Raw genomic sequence first — 24289 nt, forward strand, 5'->3', positions numbered from 1 at the left:
TCAGGGTCTCGTGAAGATCGGCTCAACCTTGGAATAGTTCCCAGGTTCACCGATAAGGCGAAGTGATTGCAGGTTGCTGAAGCCGCTTCTCGTTGCCAGCTTCCCTGTCCAAGTTTCGAGGATCGCTGCTTCCGGCGCCATGCCACCACCTGTGAGCGTATTGAAGGTGGCCCTGTTCTCTTCAATGAGGTTGCCATTGATGGACGTGACTCGATCGCCGAAATGATCAAGCGCCTTGTTGAACAGGACGATACCCCTCACAGGGCTCTGCTTTGTCACCCCGGCAAGCATCGTCATGGTTCCATTGTCGTCGATTTCCGCCTCGAAGAGGCTATCCGACCCCTCGTGCTCCCACGAATATTTGTTCTCGCCGAGCGTCTCGGTACCACAGTTGTGAACGAGAACCGGGGTGGATTCCGCCAGCACATAGTACGTGTGCAGGTCCGACACCGTGAGGTTGTGCACGGTGGCGCTTGCGGCGGTCTGGGGCTTGGCCGCGGTGATCTGTACGCGGGTACCCGCGCCGGTCTGGAGCCACTGGCCCTGCTTCAGGTCCGCGGCGTCGATCCACTCACCGAGTTCCGGGACCCAGAACGGGTGACCGTCGGTCGCGGTGACCTCGGCGGTCTTCGAGCCCGCATCCCCGTCGATGTCGATCGTGATCGTGACGAGGTGCTTGAGACCCTCGCCCTTGATCTGCGCGGTGACCGTCTCGACGCGGGTTTCCCCGGTCTTGGGGTCGGTCGCGAGGATCTTGTCGCCGGTCTCGACCTTCTCGATCGCCTTCACGGATCCGTCGGCCATCAGCACCTTCGTGCCGGGCACGAAGCTGTTGCTGGCAACGGAGCAGGAACCGCCGCCGTCGGCCTTGCCCGAGCCGCCGCTTCCGCTGGACCCGCCCTTGCTGCGGGCGGAGCCTCCGGAGGAGCCACCCGGCTTGCTCCCGCCGGCCTTGGGCTTGCCACCGCCCGAGTGAGTGGAGGCCTTCGGGGCGGCCTTGGCCTGGGCCTGCTTCTGGACGGGGTTACCCGTCTTCTTCTTCGCCGCCGCGGCTGCGTCGGCCGTTCTCTTGGCTTCTTCGGCGGCCTTCTTCTTGGCCCGTTGCGCGGCCTCCTTCTTGGCCTTCTCGATCGCCGCCTTCTTGGCTTGCAGAGCCGCCGCCTCGGCGGCCTTCGCCGCCTTCAGCACGGCCTCGGCGGCGACCTTCGCCGCCTTGAACGCCTGGATGGCGCCGATGGTGCGGTCGACGGCCCTGAGGACCGACGGGATCTTGCTGATCTTCGTCCAGGGAATGGCGCCGACGATGAGGCCGGCGCAGGACCACAGGTCACCGCCGAAGCAGGCCATGGCGTCGTTGATGCCGATGAAGTCCTTCAGCGTCTCCCAGGCCACGGCGAGGATGACGGAGCCGAGGGACTTGCCCTGCATCGCCTGGGCCTGGGCGACCTGCGCCTCCGACAGACCCGCGCCGGACAGGGCCGCCGACCGCTCGGAAGCGGTCAGTTCGATCGAGAGACCCGACGGGTCGGAGAAGGTGACCGGGTTGTTGTGGGAGTACGTGTACCCGTTGGACTGCAGCGGGTCGTTCAGGTCTTGGATCGGGTCGGCCGACAGGAAGCGGCCGACGACCGGGTCGTAGAGCCTGGCGCCCAGCGGCTGGAAGCCGGAGGAGTCGCTGCGGTCCTTGCCCAGGAACCCCTTGCCGGTCTGGATGTTCTGACCGGCCGTGTCGGCGCCCCGCTGGTTGCCGTACGGGTCCTGCTTGCGGACCCGTACCGCCTGGCCGGCGGCAAGGGCGACCTCCGTGTAGATGCTGCCCTGGTGGTCCATCGCCAGCGCCGTGAGGGCGTCGCCACCGTTGCCGTTGGCGTAGCGGAGCACCGCGCCGCCGGGGGCGGAGTAGGTGCGCTCGGTGCGGACCAGGACACCGCCCTGCTGGGTGGTGATCTGCGATTCGCCCAGGTTCAGCGTCGCCTGCTTGCCCTGGATGGTCAGCAGGGTGGAACCGTCGGGGCCGTAAATGTGACGGGTGTCGTCCTGCGGCAGCCACTGCTGTGCGGCCTGCGCCGCGTCACAGGTGGCCAGGACGATCGGGGTCGCGTTGACGTTCGCCGCGCCCTGCACCGCGAGGCACAGACCGGAGGCGTTGTGGGTCAGTTGTCCCGAGGCGTTGCGCTTCAGCTGCTGCGCGGCGGAGCCGTTGCACTTCTGCAACTGCGCGGCCGAGCCCGCCGTGTTCCCGGTCGGCTGGACACACCACGTGTCGTAGACCTGAAGGGTGCCGAGCTTGGCGTCCGCCTGGCCCGGGACCGGGTCGAAGTGCCACTTCTGTGCCACGGTGCCGTTGCACGCGTACAGCTGGATGGCGGTGGCGGCGACCGCGAGACCGGACTTGAGGTCGAGGCACTTCTGGCCGAGACCCACGTACGGGGTCTTGCCGCCCGAGCCCTGGCCCGTGATCCGATCGATCTTGCCGTCGTAGGTCCAGGTCAGGTCCTGCTTGTCGCCGTTCTGGACCGAGGTGACGGACTTGGTCTGGCCGGTCAGCTCGTGGAGACGCGTGGCCTCGGCCGTGATCTGCGCGCCGGCCGGGGTCGTGTACTTCTTCGTGACCTTGGTCAGCGTGCCCGGCTGGTCCTTCGCCGCGTTCTTGCCGTAGTCGTAGGTGGTGACGGCGTCCTTCGCCGTGTCACCCGCGAGGTTGCGCTCGGTCAGCTTGGTGCGGTTGCCGCGCAGGTCGTACTCGTAGTCCTGCCAGTAGCCGGATCCGTCCTTGCCCGCGACGACGTTCATGGTGCCGTCGGTGTTCTTGGGGCCGGCGCACTTCGTCTGGTCCTTCGAGGTCCAGGCCGACTTCAGCTGACCCAGCGGGTCATAGGTGAAGCACTGGCGCTCCTCGATCCCTACGGACTTCTCCTGGATCGAGGTGACGTTGCCCGCCGGGTCGTAGGCGTACGCCCGGTTCGAGACCAGGTTGCCGCCCACCAGGCTGGCGGTGTTCTGCTCCCGGTGGACCGACTGCTCCTTGAGCTCACCGCTGGACTCGTCGAACGAGTTCTGCGTCCAGACGCGGTAGGGCTGGGCGCCCAGCGTCGAGCGGAGCACCTGGCCGTACGGGGAGTAGACCGTCTCGGAGCCGTACCAGTCCTTGCCGGAGACGGAGAGCGGCTGCCCGTTGTCGTTGTAGCGGACGACCAGCTTCTCGGCGTCCAGCGCGCCGACCGCCGGAAGCTGCGCGTCCTGGAGCACGCCGGAGTCGGTGTAGTTGTAGCTGTAGCTGTAGTCCTTGGCGAAGCCCCAGGTGTCGGCTATCTGCTGCGGGATCGACAGGGTGGTCGAGGTCGGCTGGTAGTCCTTGGTGAAGCCGTTGACCTTCTGGGTGTACGCCAGGCCGTCGGTGTAGCGGGTGGCGGTGGAGGGCATGCCCTTGCCGCCCGGGGCGGTGTCGTACGAGAAGTCGGCCAGCAGCGTGCCGGCGGAGTCGTTCAGGCGCTGCTGCTTGGGCCGCGACAGCTCGTCGTAGCCGTTCCAGACCTTCACACCACGAGCGTTGGTGGTCGTCAGGACACGGTCGCGGTGGTCGTACTCGTTGCGCGTGACACCCGTGTCGGGGTCGGTCGCGGTCACCATCCGGCCGCGGTGGTCGTACGACCAGCTCCACGGGTGGTCCGTGTCCGCCGAGTTGGTGGCCTTCGACTGCCGGCCGGCGGCGTCGTACTCGTGCTTCACGGAGGTGTAGCCGCCGGGCGCGGCGGGGTTGAAGGTGTCCGTGCGCGTGGTGCGACCCAGGGCGTCGGTGAAGACCCGGTAGGTCGAGGCCCCTTGCGGGTTGATGATCTTCGACCAGTCCGCTCCGTACTCGTAGCGGGTGGCCCGCTCCGGGTACTCCTTGGACGAGGTCGCCTTGGTCTGCGGGTCCACGTACTTCATGTACGGGGTCTCGGCCAGGACGCGGCCGAGGCCGTCGTAGGTGTAGCGGGTGATGTTGGGTATCGCAGTGTCGGCGAGCGGCTTGAAGAGCTCGCCGATCTTCGCTTCCTTGGTGAGGTAGGCGTTGTTGGTCTGCCACACCTCACCGGAGCTGTTGTACAGGGTGTCGGTGACCAGATAGCCGCCACCGCTCTCCGGCTCCTCCATCGACTGACGCTCGCGGCCGAGGCCGTCGTAGAGCGTCACCGAGGTCTCGATCCGGTCGTCGTGACCGCGCCCGTACGTGACGACGTACGGAGGCTTGCGGATCTTCTGGGTGGCGTCGTCCGGGTCGGTCTCCTCGGCCGGGATCGTGTACTCGGCCCGGAAGTCGGGCACCGAGGACGGCGAGGGGGTACGGCCGGGGGCCCATGCCTCTGCCATCCTGCCCAGCGGGTCGAACGTGGCGTTGCTGACCAGGCCGTTGGCGTCGGTCGTCTTCAGCGTGACCGCGCGGCCCGGCTCCAGCTCCTGCACCTGGGTGTGGCCGACGGAGTTCGCCTGGGTGACCTTGAAGACCTGCCCGGTCGGCGGGTCGAAGGCGATGGTCGAGGACTTGCCGTCCGGGTCGGTCTTCCGGATCACCCGGCCGATGGCGTCGAAGCCGGTCGTGCCGTTGCTCTGGAAGCCGCTGCCGTCGCCCTTCAGCGACCAGGACTCGGTCGCCAGACCGCGCGTGGTGGCGGACAGGGCGGTGCCGTAGGCCGTGCCGTCGTAGGAGGTGCGGGAAGCACCGCTCAGCGTCGAAAGGTTGGTGAAGTTCGCCGCCGCGCAGGTGCTCGCGGAGACCAGGACCTGCTTGGACAGGCCGATGATGTTCTTGCCGGTGTGGTGCAGGTATTCGGACTTGGTGCAGGACTCGTCACCGGGCTTGTCGATGTCGCCCAGGGACTCCACCTGCGTGGGCAGGCCGTACGTCGACTCGTAGGTCGTCTTCGTGCGGACCTCGCGCAGGGTGCGCGCGTCGTCCGCATTGGTGCCCGAAGACTTCGTGTACGCGACCTCCTCCGGCTCCGTGACGCGCCAGGCCTTCAGCGGGTCCAGGCCGTCGTCGCGGTTGCGCTTGCCGAGTTCGGTGGCCTCGGGGACGGTGATGCTCCGGGTCAGCCAGGCGGTGTCGGCATCCGTCGCGTAGGTGTAGCTGAGTTCCTCGGAGACGCGGCCGGCGAAGGCCTCGCGGTCGTAGACCGTGGAGCCGTCCGAAGACTTGATCGCGTTTCCGTGGACGTCCTTGACCGGGACGGTGTCGCCCATGCCGCGGAAGTAGCGGGTGACGGCCTTGGACTGCTTGCTGCCGATCGCCGCGTCTTCGACACCGGTGATGACGGTGGTCTGCTCGGCGCCCGCGAATTGCGAGTACGTCCGGGTCGACTTCTTGCTGAATTCGGATTCGGCGAGCTTCCAGGCCGGGTTCTTGTACGCGTAGGCCGTTTTGGTGGGGTACGCGCCTTCGACGTTCGGGAGTTCCTCGATCGAGTCGACCACGTACTTGTGGAACCAGTCGATGTCCTCGACCTCGGGGTCCGGGTTCCAGAACGACGGGTAGCAGAGGCGGTTGTTCGCCTTGAGTGCAGCCGTGTCCGTCTTGCCGGGGAGCTGGCCGCTCAGGCAGTCGCCGACCAGGGGCTTGTACGTGACGACCGTGTCGCCGCCGTACTCGTTGGTGACGCGCGCGATGCGCAGCCGGGAGAAGCCCGGGCGCTGCGGGTTGACCGCCTTGACGCGGTTCGGCATGTCTTCGGTGTTCGACTCGAACCGGACCGGGTTCAGCTTGACGCTGGCGTCGGTGGAGCCGTTGCGGGCGTACCCGGTGCGCTGGATGGACTCCAGCCACAGGGCGGTGTTCGGACCGGTCTTCAGCTCGGCGAAGCTCTGCTTCAGCTGGTAGACGTCCACGACCTGGCGGGCGGTGGTGTCGGTCCGGCGCTGGGACGAGGTCGTGATCTTGTCGAGGCGCTTGCGGGTCCAGAAGGTCGGACCGGCGTTCCAGCACTTCTTGCCGGATTCACAGCGCAGGTCGGCCGGGGTGTCGAACCAGGGCCGGTACTGGCCGGGGTCCTTCGACTTGAAGTTGTCCTCGGTGCAGGCGACGCTGCCGACGGTGTAGCAGCGCTCGGCGACGCTGAAACCGATGCGCGCCGGGGCCTCGGTACTGAAGATGCTGTCGCGGCGCTGACCGTAGTCGATGCGGGACAGGTAGCCGTCGCGGTCGTAGACGACCGGCGCCTTGAAGTTGAAGTTGCGGGCGTAGTAGTTCTGGTCCTTCTTCCACCACAGCGTCATGGCGTTGTTGTGGATGTCCTCGACGTAGTCGAGGCTCCAGCGCCAGCCCTGGGTGCAGTAGGAGTTCTTCCAGTCGCCCGCTTGGTAGCAGTCCTCGCCTGCGTGGTTGCCGTAGACCGGGACCGTGAGGACGGAGTCCGTGGTCGGGTCGTCGGCGGCCGAGCCGTTGTCCGACCAGCCGGGCAGCCTGTTCAGGCCGAAGTGGTAGCGGGTGCCGTCCTTGGTGGTGACGACCCAGTACTCACCGTCCTTGGCGCCGTTGCCCGTGGCCTGGCCGGTGAGGCGCTCGACCTTCGAGCCGTCGCCGTTGGCGGTGAACCACTTGCTCTTGGTCTCGTCCCACACCAGCTCGGTGGTCATGCCGCCGAGGGAGAGGGTGGCATTGTCCGAGCCCCAGCAGAGGTCCGCGGTGCGGTGGGTGGCGTTGTTGGAGCCGGCCTTCTTGGAGTCCTGGCGGCAGTTGGCGTACGTACGGGTGATGGAGCCCGCGTTGTAGTCCCAGCCGTCACCGATCCAGGAGGCCTGGTTGTTCGTCGAGCTGGTGCGACCGTCGACGGACTGGGAGGAGTACGACAGTCCGACCTTCGGCATCAGGCCGCCGGCCGTCTCCGGGGTCTGCACCTGGTACGAGTACGTGAAGGCACCCGAGGAGGAGCCGGCCGACCAGGCACCCGAGGACAGCAGCGGGGAGGCCGTGAAGTCACCCTGCACGGAGGAGCCGGTGTCGAGCATGCCGACCGCGGAGCCGCCGGCCGCGTTGGCGGCGGGCTGGATGCCGTCGGCCAGCATCGCCTGGCGGGCCTCGCCGGAGGTGAAGCCCTCACCGAGCAGGCCGGACACCGGCACGGTGCCGGTGACGATCTTGCGGGTGGGGGCGCCCTTCGCGGCGGTGCTCCGGGTGGGAGCTTCCTTCGCCGGGACCGTCTCCACGGTGGAGCTCAGGCGCTCGAAGGTGTCCGAGGCGGACTTGCCCGACATGGTCTGGATGCCGCCGCCCTCGGCGCACTCGCCCGCGTTGGGGTCGGAGTACACGCACTCGGGCAGCAGCATCAGGCCGAAGCGGTCGGCTGCCTGCGGCCCGTAGAGGTCGGCGAAGCCGGTGGTGTCGACGGTGAGGGACACCTCGGCGGCCGGGTCGGCGGTGGCCGGCGGGGTCAGCTTCATGACCAGGCCCGACACACCCGCGTCCTGCGAGGTGGACGGCGGGGCGAGGTCGACCCTCCAGTCACCCGCGACGGTGGCCGGGTCGGTGCCCTCGGGCACTCCGATGGCGATCGGCAGGCCGTTGCTGACGGGAACGGTGGTGCCCGGCTGCGTGGTTGCCGTCAGTGCGGCGTTGCCGCTGCCCGCGGTCCACGCGGTGGTGGCCTTCGGGTCGTAAGGGTCGACCGGCACCTCGGGCGCCGTGGTCAGCTCCTTCTTCGCCCGACTGTCGCCCTCGAGCTCCGCGCTCTTCGGGATGTCCGGAAGGTCGACCGTCGTGGTCGACTCCTCGCGGTTCATACCCGGCCCGGGAGCGGCGAGCGCCTGCCCTCCCAGGCTCGTCACGGTCAGTAGTGAGGACAGCAAAATGACGGTCGCCGTGCGGCTTCGCCGCCGGTGCCGTCGTTGTGACTCCGTCATGGCCAGGCGTCCCCGCCCCAGCCATGACAACGGACCTGCAGCACGCATGCGCGTCGACTCCCACCCTGGCAAACAGACAACAAATGAGGTGCAGAAGCACCAAGCAGAAACACCAAAAGGCACGCGCCTGCCTCAGGCGCGTGCGTGCGCACTCTGCGGCATGGGCGGATGGGGGAGCAAGGAAGGTCGTTCCCGGTTGCGCACGTGTGAAGTGACGTGCCTCACGACCCAGTTCGGCACAGGTGATCACCACTGATGATCTTTCGGAAAAATAGAGTCTCTCCGGACAACAGCGACACCGAGTCGTCCAGACCGCCCCAAGTCGGACATGAAAATTCGATGAACGGAGCGGCCGCCTCCGGGGTTACGGTCCGGTAAAGATTGCAATTGTGGACGTTGCGTGGGGACTGTGTGATCGTGTGTCCGCTCTCTGCCCCGCGGCCTGCCGTCCGGGGCTGGTTGTGCTGTCCTCAATCCATCTGGTTTCACACGGGAGTAGACACCGTGTCCGCGCTGCCATTTCTCAGCCCCTTCGTGCGCACGCGCACACGGCTGTCCTTGACCATCGGCCTGGTGCTGGCCGCCCTCACCGCTGCCCTCTTGCTCTGGTCGCAGCCCGATTCCACGTCCACGACCGCCGGCGGCAAAGCTTCCGACGCCGAACAGGCTTCCACCGGACCGGTCGACGAGGCCGCCGCGGTGGCCAAGTCCCTCAGCAGCGGCGAACCGGTCCTCGTCGACACCGCCACCACGGCCACCGCGCAGACCTGGGCCCTGCCCGACGGGCAGTTCCGCACCCGGACGCACGCCCTTCCGCAGCGCGCGAAGAACGCCGCGGGCAAGTGGGCGCCGATCGACAACACCCTCCGCCGCTCCGAGAAGGCGCCGCGCGGGCTCGGGGTCTCCCCCGCGAACGCGGCCCTGCCGGTGCGCTTCGCGACCGGCGAGGCGTCGAAGGACCGCGCGGACCGCTCGTTCGCCCGTGCCGAGACCCCGGGCGAATCACTGCTCGCCGAGGTCGAGTTCGGCGAGCACACCATCGCCTACACCTGGCCCGGTGCGCTGCCCGTACCCGTGCTCGACGGCCCGCGCGCCCTCTACTCCGAGGTGCTGCCGGGCGTAGACCTGCTGCTCGTGGCGCGCGAGGAGGGCGGCTTCGCCCAGGTCCTCATCGTGAAGACCCCCGAGGCCGCCGCGAACAAGGGCCTCGCACGGGTCGGTTACGGCCTGCGTTCGGCGACCGCCACGTTCCAGAACGACACCGGCAGCAACCGGGTGCAGGTCCTCGACAAGACCGGTGCGGAGATCGGTTCCATACCGACCCCCTTCACCTGGGACTCCAGCGGCCGCGACCCCGAGCTCCCCGAGGGCACCACCACCCGGACCGCCGCCACCACCCCGGCAGAGGTCCTCAAGCTGTCGGGCCTTTCCGGCATCGAGCCCGGCGCGAAGTCCGCGCAGCTCCCGATGACGGTGGAGGGCGACAAGACCGGGACCGCCCGTCTCTCGCTGGACCTCGCCGGGTCCGGGCTGCTCACCGCGAAGGACCTGAAGTTCCCGCTCTTCGTCGACCCGACGATGAACGCGGGCTGGCTGGCGTGGACCACGGCGTACCGCCCGTACCCGAACTCCAGCTTCTACAACGGCACCAACTTCTCCTCCGGCACCTCCGACGCCCGCGTGGGCTACGAGTCGGACACCGGCGGTCTGGGGCGCTCGTTCTGGCGGATGGACTTCGACCCGAAGATGAAGGGCGCCAAGGTCACCAGCGCGACCTTCAAGGTGCTGAACAACCACTCCTGGTCCTGCACCACCCGCGAATTCAAGCTCTACCTGACCGGCACCATCTCCTCCGGCACCACCTGGAACTCACAGCCCTCGTGGGCGACGGAGATGCAGAAGAAGTCCTTCGCGCACGGCTGGTCGACGTCCTGCCCCGACGAGTACGAGGCCTTCAACAACTCCGGCGTCCTCGCGGCCGCCCAGAAGGGCGCCGACAACGGCTGGCCGAACATCACCTTCGGCATGCGTGCCACCAGCGAGTCGGACACCCAGACCTGGCGCAAGTTCCGCGCCACCTCCGCCACGTTCGAGGTGGACTACAACCGTCCGCCGAAGGAGCCGACCGCAGGCACCTCGTCCCCCGGCGGCGCCTGCGTGCCCGGTCCGGGCGGAGGTGTGACGGTCGGCAAGACCAACATCATCCTCAAGGCCACGGCCACGGACGACGACGACAACCTGTCCAAGATCCGCTTCCGCTTCTGGAAGACCGGCGGCACCGTCCCGCCCGGCACCCTCGTCTCCGCACCCGCGGGCGGCGGCACCGTGTCGCTGACGATCCCGGCCACGTTCCCGCTGGAGGACAAGGTCACGTACTCCTGGGACGCCATGGCCCAGGACGCCGCCGGCGCCACTTCGACCAACTATCCGCCGGGCACCGAGCCCTGCCGGATCACCGTCGACGCCTCCGCGCCCCCGCCGCCCACCGTGGACGAGGACACCACCCCGTTCAAGCGGGCCACCTCCGACGGCACCACCTGGGCCACCGTCAAGTTCGGCAGCACCGGACCCATGACCATCACCTCCGAGGGCGCGGCGAAGTTCCGCTACGGCTGGGAGGGCCTCACCTACACCGATGTCACCGCGGTCAACGGCTCGTTCACGGTCCCCGCGCTGAAGCCCCCGCACGCCGGCCCGAACTGGCTGCACCTCTTCGCGCTGGACTCGCTCGGCAACGTCAGCGCGCGCAGCGACTACGGCACCTACGTCCCCCCACGGGACACCGCGGACGGCCCGGGTGACGTCGGTGGCGACGGCATCGCCGACCTGATGGTCATCGATGCCAACGGCAACCTGCTCTCCTACCCGGGCAGCCCGGACGGCGAGCTGTACGGCGGCCTGACCGGCTCGTACACCATGGGCGCCGACGGCAAGCCCGACCTGGCTCCGAAGGCCCCCTGGTGGAACGGCACCAAGCCCGCGCTCATCTCCCACTACGCGGACGTCTACCCCGGCGACGGCACCACCGACCTGTTCGCCGTGGACCCGGACGGAACCTTCTACCTCTACCCCGGTGACGGCTACGGCTCGTTCGACGTGGGCAAGCGGCTCAAGATCCTCCTTCCGTCGAACACGCCCGCTCCCGGCACCTGGGTGTCGATGAAGGCCCTCGGGGACATCACCGGCGACAAGATGACCGATGTCGCCGTGAAGGTCGGCACCCAGTTCTGGCTGCTCTCCGGCTACACCGGAGCCACCTTCCAGAGCGCGACGCTGATGGAGGGCACGGCCTGGGGCCCCCGCGAGATCGTCAACATCGCCGACATCGACCTCGACAACACGCCCGACCTGCTGTGGCGCAGCCTGGACTCCGGAACCATCTACCTCCGGCACGGCAAGCCCGGCTCCGTCGCGGGCAGCGTCGACATCGACTCGCTGAAGCTCGCGGCCAACTCCCGTGAGGGCTCCGACACCTCGTACGGCACCAGCTGGACGCCCGAGAACATCTCGGCGATCGTCGCCATCCCCGACATCAACGGAGACCGGATCCCCGACCTGTGGGTCCGCACCGCCGCCGACGGGAACATCAAGATCTACCACCCGTCCACGACCAACACGAACCCGGCCGTCAAGACGGTGCTCGCGGTGGACTGGCGCGGGATCAAGTCCTTCGGCTGACACCATCGCCCCACGACAGCGGCCCCCCGCCACCGGATTGCGGTGGCGGGGGGCCGCTGTCGTCTATGCACACCGGCACACAGCAGGTCAGGCGTCCTTCGCCACCCGCTCCAGGATCACCACGCACTCCACGTGGTGCGTCGTCAGAAACAAGTGAATCGAAAACAGGTGGAAGATAATTGCAGGTCAGGGCGACGCATGGCTGACTTCGTGACGTAGGTGATGTGCGTTATGGGCGCTGCGTGCGCAAACGTGACGCTGGTTGCCACTTGGAACGGACCTGGTCAGCGGTGGCCGCGGCCTTCTCCTGGCGCGACCAGGGCGAAACGCGCGGCCACGGCGGAGAGCACGGCGAGGGCCGCGAAGAGGTAGGAGTATCCGCCGAGTGAGGTGGGGAGGGCTGCGCTGGCCCAGGGGACCAGGGCGGCTGCGATCTGGCCCGGTGCGCCCACGAGTCCGGAGAGCCGGCCGTATTGAATGGTGCCCCAGCGATCGGTGACAGCTGTGGCCTGAAGCGGAGCCAGGTTGCCCCATGCGACTCCGGCCAGGATCGCGAGGCCCACAAGTAGCGGCATCGGGCCCGGGATGAGGGCAAGTGATGCCGTGGTAGCGCCGCCGAGGGTGACGAGGGCTGCGGTGCGGGTCGTGACGGATATGCGGGAGGAGGAGGCTCGCATAGAGGGTGCGGTCGAGGGTCTGGCCCGCCCCGCCCAGCCCGAGAGCCCAGCCTGCGATCGACGGACTGGCGCCGCGCACCTCGGGGCGACCCGGCGTGGGCGCCACGGTGGCGGACTGCGCCGCCATGCGGCCGGGCCTGCCCGGAACTCCGCCACCAGGCGGAATCTGCCGTCGCACGGATCCGTGACGCTGGGTGGGTCAGCGTCCCTGGCTGTGGTCAGTGTGACTGCCAGGGCTGCCTCCTCGTGCCGCCACTGGCTATCGCTGCCCCAGATCAGTCGATCCGTCCGCCATAGCAGCCACACTCTGGCACCCACCGCGGCTAGGACGACGGCTCCTGCGCGACGTACGGGGCGTATCGAACGTGGTGGCGCCACTATGACGACGGCCTCGCCATCAGGTTCGGCCCGGAGTCGGCGCTTCCGCCCTCCGCCCAAGCGGAGCAAGAGCCGGAGCAATTGCGGACCGCACCCGCTTACGGACCGGTAGATCTGCACTCGGAGCGACTGCCCACCGAGTTCCTCGACATCGGTACCGTCATCTACTTCCTGCGTGAAGTCGTCTGGATGGTCCCCGGCTTCACCGTCGACCAGCGCCACGACCGCCTCCGCGAACTCCACGAGAAATTCCAGGCCGAAGGCCCCTTCCTCGCCCACACTGCCCGCACTCCAGCACTTCGAGGACTTCCCCGCCGACGTCCTGCCCTCCTTCGTCGCCTACGTGATCAAGGACGAGCGCGCCTCCTGGTGGCGCATCTTCGGCCTGGCCGAACTCGCCGTCCTCATTCCACTCGTCGCAGCCGTCGGCCTCCGCTGCGTTGCCTCCACCATGGCCCCCGAGTCCGGTGGCGGCCATAGCCACGGCACCGGTACGGGTGGGAGCGAGACCCAACACGAGGAACCCGCCGTTACCAGCAGCCCGCAGCCCGCGCGGACCAAGCCGTCGGCACCGGCCCGCACCGTTGCCGCCACGCCCGCCGCGGAGCAGCCCACGACGATGGGCACGGGCGCTGACCCGAAGTACTACGTCACCGGAGGCCGCTCGGCGCCGCGGAGCAGCACAGCCAGCAGCCGACCAATGGTGAGCTTCGCATCCTCTCCCCGTCCGGGATCGCGTGTCATCAGCAGGTGGTGGGTCGTGCCGACGAGCGCGAGCGCGATGGTGGCAGCATCGGCGCCCGCGGCCAGCCGACCGCCGCGCTGCTCCGCCTGCAGGTAGAAGGTGAAGGCCTGCTGGATCGCGGCGAACGCTGGTGCGCCGGCCTGAAGGCCTTCCCGGGCGTGCAGCGCAGCCGCGGGGCGTGTCATCGCCAGTCCCACCACCGCAGGAGGCAGAGCGTCCATCAGGACGAGGACGACTTCCTGAAGATTGTCGGCAACCGTCGCCTGGCCCACCTTCGCCTTCAGCGCTTCGGCCTGGCGGGCGCTGCGCGCGAACCGATCCAGGACCAGCTCGGCAACGAACTCGTCCAGGCTGGCGAAGTGCGTGTACAGGACACCTTTGCCGCAGTCAGCCTCCACGGTGATCGCACGGCTGGTCAGGGCCCCTGCGCCGTCGCGGGCCACCACCCGCTCCGCAGCCGCGAACAGCCGCTCGCGCAAGTCGGGAATCGCCACTCCACGAGGTGACACAACTACCCCTTTCCTCAGGCCCATTGCAAGTATGGGCACTCGCCCATACTATTTGGGCACTTGCCCATACTAGGGCCGGGGCCCCGTACCGCGCCCCGGTGGGAGGGAGTTCATTCATGGAACGACTCGCCAACACCGCACAGGCAGAGGCATGGAACGGCTACGAGGGCGAGCAATGGGCCCGCAGCCAGGAGCGCTGGGACGCCATCAACGACGGCTTCAACCAGCCTCTCCTGGAGGCTGCGGCCATCTCAGAAACCGATTGCGTGCTGGACATCGGCTGCGGGGCAGGCCGCACTACCCGGCTCGCCGCCCAGCGCGCCGGCCGCGGCCAGGCACTCGGACTGGATCTGTCAGGCCCGATGCTGGAGAAGGCCCGCGACAGCGCCCTGCGCGAAGACGTGCAGAACGTCTCCTTCATTCAGGGCGACGCCCAAGTCCACCCCTTCGACACCGAAGGGTTCGACGCGGTCATCAGCCGTTACGGCATGACCTTCTTCACCGACCCCGTCGCCGCGTTCACCAATTTCCACCGCGCGCTGCGCCCCGGCGGCCGGCTGGCCTTCATCTGCGCAGCCGAAGCCGAAGCCAACGAGTGGCTGCAGGCCATGACCTCACTCAAGGACATCCTGCCGCTCGGCAGCTTCGGAAAGCCGGGCGCACCCGGCATGTTCTCGCTCACCGACCCCGACCACACCCGAATGCTGCTCACCGCGGGCGGTTTCGCCGAAGTCGATGTGCAGCGTGTCGAGGCGCCGGGGAAGTGGGGTGTCAACGCGGCAGATGTCACGGCGTTCCTGCTCGACTCCGGCCCTGGACGCCACCTCCTCGACCAGGTCGGGCCGCAGGAGCAGACCCGGGCACGCCAGGCACTGACGGTCACCCTGCGAGATCACGAGGCGGACGGAGCGGTGTGGCTTCGCAGCAGCTCCTGGCTGGTCACCGCCGTACGGGAGCCCCTACCCGGCTGATCCCATCAGGTGCGAACCATGCGGGCGATGGCTTGGGAGGCTTCTTGGACCTTGTCGCGGGCTCCATCGCCGCCTTCCGCGATGGCGTCGGCGACGCATGAATGGAGGTGGTCTTCCAGCATGGTCAGCCCGAAGGACTGCAGGGCCTTGGTGGTGGCGCTGACCTGGGTGAGGACGTCGATGCAGTAGGTGTCTTCGTCGACCAGGCGCTGCAGACCACGCACCTGGCCTTCGATGCGGCGCAGCCGTTTGAGGATGTCGTCCTTGTTGGCGGTGTAGCCGTGCACGAGGCGATCCCTTCCTTCCTATCGGCGCTTTACCCCCAGGGGGTATTGGTGTAACGATGGGTTGCAGCTATCTGTTCCACTGAACGTCGGGCGAATACATAGGTGCCCCGCCCGAGCGACGGGCGGGGCACCTTTTACAGGTGAGGGTCAGGCGACATCCACCGAGCCAAGAATCATGGCCGTCTACGGCCGCGTGCCGCTGGGGCTCACAAGGTACTGCGAGCCCTCCTCCAGGAGCCACCCCGCCACCCTAGTGGGAGTGCCCACCCGGCTCGGCCGTGGTGGCGTTCGCTGCCGGGGCGACGGATCCGCCTGCCTGGACTGTGAAGGCTGCCGTCCGAACCTTGCCCCCGTGCTGGAAGTCTAGGAAGAGCCGGTAGGTTCCTGCGCTCGGGGCCGTGGCAGTGAAGGAGACGTCCGGGCCGGGGCCGCCCTCGTTGGGGTGGACGTGCAGGTAGGCGAGGTCTCCGTCGCGAAGGGCGACGAGGTGGCCGTATGCCCCGAGGTAGGGCTCGAGGTTCGTGACCGGCTTGCCGTCCTTGCTGACCGAAAGCTTGAGTTCGCCGGCCTTACCGGGGTCGAGGGTCCCACCAAGGGTGACCTGATAGCCCTCCACCTCCGCGGCCGCCGCGGCCGGGGGCACGGGGTTCGGCGCGTACGCCCCAGGCACCGACAGGTCAGCGCCGAGGGTGACGCCCTTCGCGCCTTCCGCAGCGGGGGCGAAGTCGGCGAAGGCCTTATACGCCCCCGCCGCAGGAAGGTCGACCGGCGTCGACCACGTTCCGTCGTCCGCACGCACCGGGTGCAGATGGCGATAGACGGTGAGGTCGCGTGAGGCAACGATGAAGTGCAGCTCCTTGCCGTGCTCGGTCCTGTACGCGGTGACCTTGCGGCCTTCCGCATCCTTGATCGAAAACTTCAGCTCACCCTGACCCGCGGCGATCTGCGGGGTATCCAGGGCCAGCGTGTAGCCGCCCTCCGACACCTGCAGGCCCCCGGCCGCCGACCCTTGGGCGGCCTCCTCATGAGCTCCGTGCCCGGCGGCGCCCGCATCGGTCGACGCCGGTGCCGCGTGGCCCGCATGTTCGGTTTTCGCCGGTGTACCTACGGGCCCTACGCCCGCTCCGACCCCGTAGGCGGCCCCGAAAGTCGCTGCGAGTGCGGCGGCAAAGACGGCGGTCTTCACTCCGGTGTTCATGGCTGCTCTCCCGTACGACGTAGTGCCGCGTCCAGCGGTTCCATAAGGCCCAAGATACCCCTGGGGGGTACCAAGTCAAGCCGAGGGAACACTTGCGGAGAGATACCGCTGGGGGGTATATCTGAAGTCAGTCCGGATACCCCCTGTGGGTATCTGAATCGATCAAGGAGAAGCCCATGTCTTCCTGCTGTACCTCTGAGGGCACCTGCAGCACGAACGCCAGCGAATCGACGACCGCCACGGCCGTCGTCGACAGCACCGCCACCGTCTACCGCGTGTCGGGCATGACCTGCGGACACTGCAAGACCGCCATCACCAAGTCCGTCAGCGCGCTCGACGGGGTCCTCTCCGTCGACGTGGACGTGGCCGGCGGCCTCGTCACCGTCACCACGGCTGGCGACCCCGACGACGCCGCGATCACCGCGGCGGTGGACGACGCCGGCTACGAGCTGACCGGTCGGGTCTGACACCCAGCCCGACCCCGACCAACCTGGCCGCCGGGGCCCAGTCCGTCCATCGGGCCCCGGCCCCCACCCCGCGCTCGAACGAGGAGCAGCCCTCATGACCACCATCACTCCCGGCGTCGCCCAGGTCGAGCTCGCCATCGGCGGCATGACCTGCGCCTCTTGCGCGGCCCGCATCGAGAAGAAGCTCAACCGCATGGACGGCGTCGAGGCGACCGTCAACTACTCCACCGAGAAGGCCAAGGTCACCTTCGACGCCGACATCTCCGTCGCGGACCTGATCGCCACCGTCGAGGCCACCGGATACACGGCGCAGGAGCCTGCGCCGCCCCGTACGAACGGCTCGCCCGACAGCGTGGAGGACCCGGACGAGCACGACGAGCTGCGCCCTCTGCGCCACCGGCTCGTCACCGCCGTCTCGCTCGCCCTGCCGGTCATCGCCATGGCCATGATCCCGGCCTTGCAGATCGACTACTGGCAGTGGCTCTCGCTCACCCTGACCGCGCCCGTCGTCACGTACGCCGCCTGGCCCTTCCACCGCGCCGCCTGGACCAACGCCAAGCACGGCGCGGCCACCATGGACACACTGATCTCGGTGGGTACGACCGCCGCGTTCCTGTGGTCACTGTGGGCTCTGTTCTTCGGAACTGCCGGCACGCCCGGGATGACTCATGCCTTCGAGTTCACCATCGCCCGCACCGACGGCGCCGGAAACATCTACCTGGAGGCTGCAGCCGGGGTCACTGCCTTCATCCTCGCCGGCCGCTACTTCGAGGCCAGGTCCAAGCGCAAGGCCGGCGCCGCCCTCAAGGCGCTGCTGGAACTCGGCGCCAAGGAAGTGACGGTGCTGCGCAGCGGCCGCGAAGTCACCCTACCCACAGCCGACTTGCAAGTCGGCGACCGCTTCCTGGTACGCCCCGGAGAGAAGATCGCCACCGACGGCACCGTCGTCGAGGGCTCCTCCGCGGTGGATGCTTCCATGCTCACCGGCGAGTCCGTCCCCGTGGAGGTCTCGCTCGGGGACTCCGTCACCGGCGCCACCCTCAACGCCGGCGGGCGCCTCGTGGTCGAGGCCACCCGCATCGGCGCCGACACCCAGTTGGCTCGGATGGCCAAGCTGGTCGAGGACGCGCAGAACGGCAAGGCCGCAGCCCAGCGGCTCGCCGACAAGATCTCCGCCGTGTTCGTGCCGGTCGTCATCGGTCTGGCCCTGGCCACCCTCGGCTTCTGGCTCGGCACCGGCTCCGGCCTCGCGGCCGCCTTCACCGCCGCCGTCGCCGTACTGATCATCGCCTGCCCCTGCGCCCTGGGCCTCGCCACCCCCACCGCCCTCATGGTCGGCACGGGCCGCGGCGCCCAGCTCGGGATCCTGATCAAGGGACCCGAGGTACTGGAGACCACCCGCAAGGTCGACACCATCGTCCTGGACAAGACCGGTACGGTCACCACCGGCAAGATGGCGCTGCTCGCCGTGCACACCGCGGACGGCACCGACGAAAGCCAAGTGCTGCGCCTGGCAGGAGCGTTGGAGCATGCCTCCGAGCACCCCATCGCGCAGGCCGTCGCTGCCGGCGCCGCCGCCAAGGTCGGCGCGCTGCCCGTCCCGGAGGACTTCGCCAACATCCCCGGACTGGGCGTCCAGGGCGTCGTCGAAGGCCACGCGGTTCTCGTCGGCCGCGAGAAGCTGCTCACCGAATGGGCGATGGAGCTGCCCGTGGAACTGGAGCGCGCCAAGGCGGAGGCCGAAGCCGCCGGTCGCACCGCCATCGCGGTGGCCTGGGACGGAGAGGCACGCGCGGTCCTGGAGGTCGCCGACGCGGTCAAGGAGACCAGCGCGGAAGCCATCCGGCGCCTGCGCGCCCTGGGCCTCAAGCCGATCCTCCTCACCGGTGACAACAAGGCCGTCGCCGAGTCCGTCGCCGCCGAAGTCGGGATCGACGAGGTCATCGCGGAGGTCATGCCCCAGGACAAGGTCGATGTCGTCAAGAAGCTGCAGGCCGAGGGCCGCAGCGTCGCGATGGTCGGCGACGGCGTCAACGACGCGGCCGCTCTCGCCCAGGCCGACCTCGGCCTGGCCATGGGAACCGGCACGGACGCCGCCATCGAAGCGGGTGACCTGACGCTCGTACGAGGAGACCTGCGGGCTGCGGCGGATGCGATCCGCCTCGCTCGCAAGACGCTCGGCACCATCCGCTCGAACCTGTTCTGGGCCTTCGCCTACAACGTGGCCGCCCTGCCGCTCGCCGCGGCCGGCTTGCTCAACCCGATGATCGCCGGAGCGGCCATGGCCTTCTCCTCCGTCTTCGTCGTCGGCAACAGCCTGCGACTGCGTGGCTTCCAGGCCGCCGACAACTGAGGAGCCTCCCGTGGCCGGTTACGTACAGAGCAAGGAAGTCATCATCAGACGCCTGCGCCGAATCGAGGGACAGGTGCGCGGGGTCCAGCGGATGGTCGACGAGGACTCCTACTGCATCGACGTCCTCACGCAGGTTGCCGCGATCAACGCCGCATTGCAGTCGTGCGCGGTGGCCCTGCTGGACGAACACCTCAGCTGCTGCGTCACCGAGGCCATCACCGCGGGTGGGGACCAGGCCAAGGCGAAGGTGGGCGAGGCCTCGAAAGCCATCGCCCGGCTCATCCGAGCCTGATCTCATGGCCCGCACGGCTTCACCACGGACCGCGCCCGAGCGAGGAAGACCACGCTTCGGGGGCGGTCCGTGGTGTTGACGTCGAATTCACACCAGAATACCCACCGGGGGTATGTCGGTTTTGCGGTGGCGACCCGTACGATGAGCCGCTCGCGAGGGGCCGAGGGGCGAGGGGGATGCGCGTGCGCCGGCTGGGAGAGCTGGAAGCCGAGATAATGGACCGGGTATGGCTGTGGGAACGGCCCACTACGGTACGCGAGATCGTCGACGACATAAACCGGGGGCGCCAGGTCGCCTACACGACCGTCATGACGGTTGCCGACATCCTTCACCGCAAGGGATGGCTGCGCCGGGAGAAGGCCGGTCGCGCGTGGCTCTACGAGGCGGTCCGCAGTCGCGAGGAGTACACGGCAGGCCTCATGCAGGACGCGCTCGGCGACAGCCAGAACCGCGAGGCCGCCCTCTTGCATTTCGTGGAACGCATGTCCCACGAGGACGTGGAAACGCTGGACGCCGTACTGCGCGCCGCCCGGCGCGACCGACCGGCCAGCGGCCCCCGGAGCGGGCAATGAACCACCATGTTCTACCTCCCCTCGGACTCGCCCTCGCCACCGGCGCGTTGCTGCCTTGGACGTTGGCCCGCGCCCGCTGGGCCCAGCAGGTTCCGCGGCTGGCGCTCACCGTGTGGACGGCATGCGGACTGATCTTCGCGCTCGCGGTGGCCCTGATCCCGGCACAACTGCTACTCCCCGGCAGGATCAGCCACCGGCTCGTCGACATGCCCCTGACCCTGACCCTTCCCTCCGTTCACCAACTGAGGCACGCGACCGGTCTCGAATACGCCGCGGCGGCTACCGCTCTCGCCGTCCTGACGTTGCCCGTCACCGGCTTCCTGCGTGAGGTCCTGCGGGCGCGTCGGGCCCGGTCCCGACACGCAGGACTACTGCAATTGGTCGGTCGCTACGACGCGAGGCTGGGAGCGACCGTCTTGGACGACGCACGTCCTGCGGTCTACTGCCTTCCCGGGCGGTCGCGCCAGGTGGTGGTCTCGTCAGGGGCGGTCGCCGTTCTGACGGATCCTCAGTTGACCGCTGCCCTCCGGCACGAGCGGGCCCACATCGCGGGCCGTCATCATTTGCTTGTCGCGGCGGCCAGAGCATACGCAACCGTCTTCCCCGGGCTGCCGCTGGCCCGGCTCGGCGGCGAGGCCGTACCACTCCTGCTGGAGATGGCAGCGGACGATCAAGCGATGCGTGCCGGTTCGCGGGAGGCACTGGCCACGGCGCTCTACACGCTGGCAGTCGGACGGTCACCGCGCGAGGCATTCGCGGCGAGCGGCCCCTCGGCAGCTCTGCGCATGCGCCGCATCCTCACTCCGCACCGTTCGGGACACCCCGTCTTGCGTGGGCTGTTCGCGGTCACGGCAGTGGCGGCGGCCATCACCCCGCTGATCCTCGCCTGTTGTTCGGTGCCGGGGTAGCGGCCCCGGCCCCAACCACTCTAATTACTAAGCGAATTCGTAGATTTGACACTGGCTTCCCTCGCTCGAATTCCCCGCTATTGTGGGCGCGTGCGAGCGCGGAACCGGGAACGGCGAGAGGTATGGACATATGCTGCTGGCTCACGTCCGGACGGCAGCATCTAATGACGCCACATCGATTTCCCACCTTCTCGCCGAGGGGATTCGCGACAGCTACTGCCAAATCCTCGGCCGTACCGGCACCGAGCGGCTGGTTTCCGACCAGTGCGCCCTGCCCCGCCTAAGAGCTGAAATCGAAATGCCCGGCGGGGCACCGGGCTGGCTGGGCTGGCTAGTGGCCGCGGACGCGGACGGCATCATCCACGGTGTTGCGTCAGGTGGCGTCGCCGTTCCGACCCAGGGTGAGATATACGCCCTGTGCACGGCTCCCGGCCGGCGCCGCAAAGGCGTGGGTACGGCATTACTTGCGGCGGTCACCATACGGATGGTCGCGTATGGCGCCACCTCACAACGAATCGGCCTTCCCATCGAGCAGGACCCTGCGCTGCCGTTCTTCACGCACCACGGCTTCGCCCTCGTCACGCCGCTCCGGCTCGGCCGCACTCTCTGACATGCCGCGGGGCCAAAGCCGCTACCCCGCATCTCTCCAGACCGTGGCAGATCCACGCCATCGCGTGTTCACGCAGCCCTTTCCGCTGGTCCGTCGCCGCCCTACGGGACAGGATTTCCTCAACGGCGCGGCCCCGGCGGCACGGAACCTCGCCGGGACCGCTGGACCGGACGAGCCCCTGGAGGAGCGATGCACACACCGAGCGGCACTTCCCTGCCCGTCGTGCCTGCAGCGCTTGTGCCGGTCCTGCCGTCCGAATACACGGGACAGTGTGAGGCACTGGGCACCAGCATCCGCGCCACCGCGGAATACCTGCCCGGCCTCGAGTCGACCTCTCCCGTCGACAATGACTCGGTGTGGCTGCACGACGCACTGCTCGGCCCCCACAGCGCCGACATCGTCCGCTACTTGAGGCTGGCTCGGGCCACTGGCGGCCCGGTCCTCGACCTCGGCTCAGGGGCGGGTCGACTCGCCGTTCCCTTCGCCCGGCACGGCTTCCTCGTCGAGGCTGTCGACCGGGACGCTTCGAGCCTGGAACGGCTCCAGACGTGGGGCCGACGGATCGGGCCGCAGGTGTCGCGGCTGGTGATCCCCACTCGCGCCGACCTCGCGGAGTTGCACCTGCGGCGCACGTACCGTCTGGCGTTGCTCGCCGGGACGATGGTCTCTGCCGTATCGCCACGGGTGCGCCCCGAACTACTGCGCGAGATCGCATCACACCTGGACCCCGGCGGCGCGCTCGCCCTTGACTACACGGCGCACCAGCTGCGGGGGCTGTCCGAGGATCCCCACCGCACCTGGGCTTTCCAAGTTCCCCGCTTCGACGGGATCGAGGAGTGGGTGGTGGCTCGCCAGGTCTTCGACTTGGCGGACATGAGCGAGCGCATCACGTACTACGCGGTCCGGACGGGCAAGTCGAGTTCGGAGCGGGTGGTCCTGACCACCGACAAGTGGGTCATCGACCCGCAACGGCTCACGGACGAGCTGCACGCGGCCGGACTCCGCATCGAGGGCCGGCGACGCCGCCGTATCGACGAGCGGACCGAGAGCGTGTTCCTCGTTTGCCGGGCCCACGCCTGACGACCGCAGCGACCGACTCCGCCCACTTCCCTCCCAGTCGGGCAGGCAAGAGGTACGATGCCCTCAAACCTTTGGGTCGACCAGGTGATGGACACCTGCTGACAGGGGTGGCGGAGGAGTGGCTGGCGTGCAGGTGTCAACGGGCCGTGAGGCGGTGATCCAGCGCCTCCGTGACGTAGGACTGCGGGTCACAGGGCCCCGCCTGGAGGTGCTCCAGGTCATGGCAGCGGGTGGCCACATGGACGTCGAGACCATCACCGCGACCGCCCGTGAGCGGCTCGGCACCCTGACCAGCCAGGCCGTCTACGAGATGCTTCGCCACTTCCTCGATACGGGCTTGGCCACAAAGTTCGACCGCCCTGGACTGCCGGCCGTCTTCGAGATCTCAGGCACACCTCACCAGCATGCGCTCTGCGTGCGCTGCGGCCGGGTGGAGAACGTGGAATCCGAGGTGCCGAAAGCGATCGGCGAGGGTCTCCAGGAGTGGCAGATGGGCGAAGCGGATGTAGTGTTCAAGGGCTTGTGCCCCGACTGCCTCCGTGCAGCGGGGGATTGAGCCTGAGTCCGGAGGGGGTGCTGCACTCTGAGCAGGTACGGGATCGGTCCGCGAGTGGGCGACCAGACCCTCGCGCTTTACCTTGAGCTTCGTGAGCGCCCGGAGTCCGGAGTCGAGAAGATCGCAGCCTCCCTCGGATTCTCGACCGAAGAGCGCGAGCGCTGTCTGGCCGAGCTTTCCGGACTCGGTCTACTTGATCACCACGGGGCCAGAGACAGCCGCACTGCCGTCGAACCGGGCATCGCACTGCTCGGGCTCCTCCGTGCCGAACGGGAACGCCTGCAGAACCGGCTGATAGAGACCGGCCGCTTCCACGACACCCTGGACATTCTGGCCGGGCCCGTCTTGCGGGCCGGCGCCACACCCGAGCGTGAGATCGGGGTCGAGATCGTGACCGACCTCAGCCGCGTCCACCTGGAGCGAGCCGGAATCTCCGAGTCCGTGGCACACGACCGTCAGACCATGCATACAGGAGCGGTCGGCCGCGAGGAGAGCGAACAGACGCTCGAAGAAGATCGGCGACAGCTGGCGCGCGGTGTGAGGGTGCGAGCCATGTATGGGCGCCGCGCGGCCTCTGTACCGGACATGGCGCGGCACCTGCGAGATCGAGCCGAACTGGGGGTGGAAATAAGACTTTCCCCCGTGGTCCCGATGAACATGTTCCTCGCGGACGAGAATTTCGCCCTCCTACCCATCGACCTGCACGATCTCTCCGCGGGCGCCATCATCGCGCGGGGATCCGCACTGGTCGGCTCGTACCTGGCGCTGTACGAGTACTGCTGGCATTGCGCGACGCCCCACGGGGAGGACTCCCCTGCCGAGCGCGGCGGCGACGGGCTGTCTGAACAGCAGGTAGCCGCACTTCACATGCTCGCCTCAGGCGTAAAGGACGAGGAGGTAGCCCGCAACCTGGGGGTGTCCCTGCGCACCGCGAGTCGCCTCCTCTCGGAAATCATGCAGGAGTTGGGGGCCGCGAGCCGCTTCGAGGCGGGGGTCAAGGCGGCCCGTCTCGGTTGGCTGGACGCGAGGAGCAGCACGCCGGAGGGCCCTGCGTGACCTGCCCCACAAGCCACTTCGGGGCCGGAAGTTCTTGTCCCGGCGTGTGGCAAGGTGTGGCGGGCATTCTGATGATC

Annotated in this window: 16 protein-coding genes and 1 pseudogene; 12 read left to right on the plus strand and 5 right to left on the minus strand. The window is 68.4% G+C overall.

The features are described from left to right. Window positions 1–7800, minus strand: coding sequence for a ricin-type beta-trefoil lectin domain protein (locus OG276_RS08115; RefSeq protein WP_266903792.1), 7800 nt, complete (start codon window positions 7798–7800; stop codon window positions 1–3). A gap of 609 nt (window positions 7801–8409) precedes the next feature. Between OG276_RS08115 and OG276_RS08120 the strand changes: the two genes are divergently transcribed. Further along, on the plus strand, window positions 8410–11553 hold the full coding sequence (locus tag OG276_RS08120; RefSeq protein ID WP_266903793.1) for a DNRLRE domain-containing protein: 3144 nt from the start codon (window positions 8410–8412) through the stop codon (window positions 11551–11553). A gap of 284 nt (window positions 11554–11837) precedes the next feature. On the opposite strand, the gene OG276_RS40785 is transcribed toward OG276_RS08120, so the two are convergent. Further along, window positions 11838–12128 (minus strand): hypothetical protein, encoded by a 291-nt coding sequence (locus OG276_RS40785; protein ID WP_323182319.1) that lies wholly within the window; start codon window positions 12126–12128, stop codon window positions 11838–11840. A 588-nt stretch (window positions 12129–12716) separates the two neighbouring features. On the opposite strand from OG276_RS40785, the pseudogene OG276_RS08130 reads away from it, so the two are divergent. Then, window positions 12717–12896, plus strand: a pseudogene (locus tag OG276_RS08130) (SAM-dependent methyltransferase); the annotation flags it as partial. Between the two features lie 357 nt (window positions 12897–13253). On the opposite strand, the gene OG276_RS08135 reads toward OG276_RS08130, so the two are convergent. Then, window positions 13254–13862 (minus strand): TetR/AcrR family transcriptional regulator, encoded by a 609-nt coding sequence (locus tag OG276_RS08135; RefSeq protein WP_266912613.1) that lies wholly within the window; start codon window positions 13860–13862, stop codon window positions 13254–13256. 116 nt (window positions 13863–13978) lie between these two features. Here OG276_RS08135 and OG276_RS08140 point away from each other — a divergent pair, with 116 nt between their 5' ends. After that, window positions 13979–14833: a class I SAM-dependent methyltransferase gene (locus OG276_RS08140; protein WP_266903794.1), complete on the plus strand. Its 855-nt coding sequence runs from the start codon at window positions 13979–13981 to the stop codon at window positions 14831–14833. A gap of 5 nt (window positions 14834–14838) precedes the next feature. On the opposite strand, the gene OG276_RS08145 is transcribed toward OG276_RS08140, so the two are convergent. Together OG276_RS08145 and OG276_RS08150 are read right to left on the minus strand one after the other, a co-directional pair. Beyond that, the gene (locus tag OG276_RS08145; RefSeq protein ID WP_266903795.1) at window positions 14839–15120 is read right to left on the minus strand and encodes a metal-sensitive transcriptional regulator; all 282 of its coding nucleotides are present in this window, start codon (window positions 15118–15120) and stop codon (window positions 14839–14841) included. Window positions 15121–15370: 250 nt separating this feature from the next. Next, window positions 15371–16318, minus strand: a complete 948-nt coding sequence (locus OG276_RS08150; RefSeq protein ID WP_266903796.1) for a hypothetical protein — start codon at window positions 16316–16318, stop codon at window positions 15371–15373. A gap of 176 nt (window positions 16319–16494) precedes the next feature. Here OG276_RS08150 and OG276_RS08155 point away from each other — a divergent pair, with 176 nt between their 5' ends. The 9 genes from OG276_RS08155 to OG276_RS08195 all read left to right on the plus strand — a co-directional run bounded on the left by OG276_RS08155 (window position 16495) and on the right by OG276_RS08195 (window position 24212). Further along, window positions 16495–16785 (plus strand): heavy-metal-associated domain-containing protein, encoded by a 291-nt coding sequence (locus tag OG276_RS08155; RefSeq protein WP_266903797.1) that lies wholly within the window; start codon window positions 16495–16497, stop codon window positions 16783–16785. Between the two features lie 94 nt (window positions 16786–16879). Continuing rightward, window positions 16880–19138 (plus strand): cation-translocating P-type ATPase, encoded by a 2259-nt coding sequence (locus OG276_RS08160; protein ID WP_266903798.1) that lies wholly within the window; start codon window positions 16880–16882, stop codon window positions 19136–19138. Between the two features lie 10 nt (window positions 19139–19148). Then, complete coding sequence (locus OG276_RS08165; RefSeq protein WP_266903799.1) at window positions 19149–19430, plus strand: metal-sensitive transcriptional regulator; 282 nt, start codon at window positions 19149–19151, stop codon at window positions 19428–19430. Between the two features lie 182 nt (window positions 19431–19612). Continuing rightward, window positions 19613–20002: a BlaI/MecI/CopY family transcriptional regulator gene (locus OG276_RS08170; protein WP_266903800.1), complete on the plus strand. Its 390-nt coding sequence runs from the start codon at window positions 19613–19615 to the stop codon at window positions 20000–20002. Continuing rightward, on the plus strand, window positions 19999–20910 hold the full coding sequence (locus OG276_RS08175; protein WP_266903801.1) for a M56 family metallopeptidase: 912 nt from the start codon (window positions 19999–20001) through the stop codon (window positions 20908–20910). Before OG276_RS08170 ends, OG276_RS08175 begins: the two co-directional genes overlap by 4 nt. A 130-nt stretch (window positions 20911–21040) precedes the next feature. Further along, entirely contained in the window at window positions 21041–21520 is a 480-nt protein-coding gene (locus OG276_RS08180) for a GNAT family N-acetyltransferase (RefSeq protein WP_266903802.1), read from the plus strand. A 222-nt stretch (window positions 21521–21742) separates the two neighbouring features. Then, window positions 21743–22600 (plus strand): bifunctional 2-polyprenyl-6-hydroxyphenol methylase/3-demethylubiquinol 3-O-methyltransferase UbiG, encoded by an 858-nt coding sequence (locus tag OG276_RS08185; RefSeq protein WP_266903803.1) that lies wholly within the window; start codon window positions 21743–21745, stop codon window positions 22598–22600. A gap of 154 nt (window positions 22601–22754) precedes the next feature. Next, entirely contained in the window at window positions 22755–23156 is a 402-nt protein-coding gene (locus OG276_RS08190; protein WP_266912615.1) for a Fur family transcriptional regulator, read from the plus strand. Window positions 23157–23210: 54 nt separating this feature from the next. Beyond that, on the plus strand, window positions 23211–24212 hold the full coding sequence (locus OG276_RS08195) for a LuxR C-terminal-related transcriptional regulator (RefSeq protein WP_266903804.1): 1002 nt from the start codon (window positions 23211–23213) through the stop codon (window positions 24210–24212). The last annotated feature ends 77 nt before the right edge of the window (window positions 24213–24289 follow it).

The organism is Streptomyces sp. NBC_00086 (assembly GCF_026343255.1).
GTDB lineage: Bacteria > Actinomycetota > Actinomycetes > Streptomycetales > Streptomycetaceae > Streptomyces.

Excerpts from the sequence above, each read along its gene's own strand:
- OG276_RS40785 (WP_323182319.1), bottom strand. The coding sequence starts at position 12,128 with ATGCCGCTACTTGTGGGCCTCGCGATCCTGGCCGGAGTCGCATGGGGC.
- OG276_RS08140 (WP_266903794.1), top strand. The coding sequence starts at position 13,979 with ATGGAACGACTCGCCAACACCGCACAGGCAGAGGCATGGAACGGCTAC.
- OG276_RS08150 (WP_266903796.1), bottom strand. The coding sequence starts at position 16,318 with ATGAACACCGGAGTGAAGACCGCCGTCTTTGCCGCCGCACTCGCAGCG.
- OG276_RS08155 (WP_266903797.1), top strand. The coding sequence starts at position 16,495 with ATGTCTTCCTGCTGTACCTCTGAGGGCACCTGCAGCACGAACGCCAGC.
- OG276_RS08160 (WP_266903798.1), top strand. The coding sequence starts at position 16,880 with ATGACCACCATCACTCCCGGCGTCGCCCAGGTCGAGCTCGCCATCGGC.
- OG276_RS08175 (WP_266903801.1), top strand. The coding sequence starts at position 19,999 with ATGAACCACCATGTTCTACCTCCCCTCGGACTCGCCCTCGCCACCGGC.
- OG276_RS08180 (WP_266903802.1), top strand. The coding sequence starts at position 21,041 with ATGCTGCTGGCTCACGTCCGGACGGCAGCATCTAATGACGCCACATCG.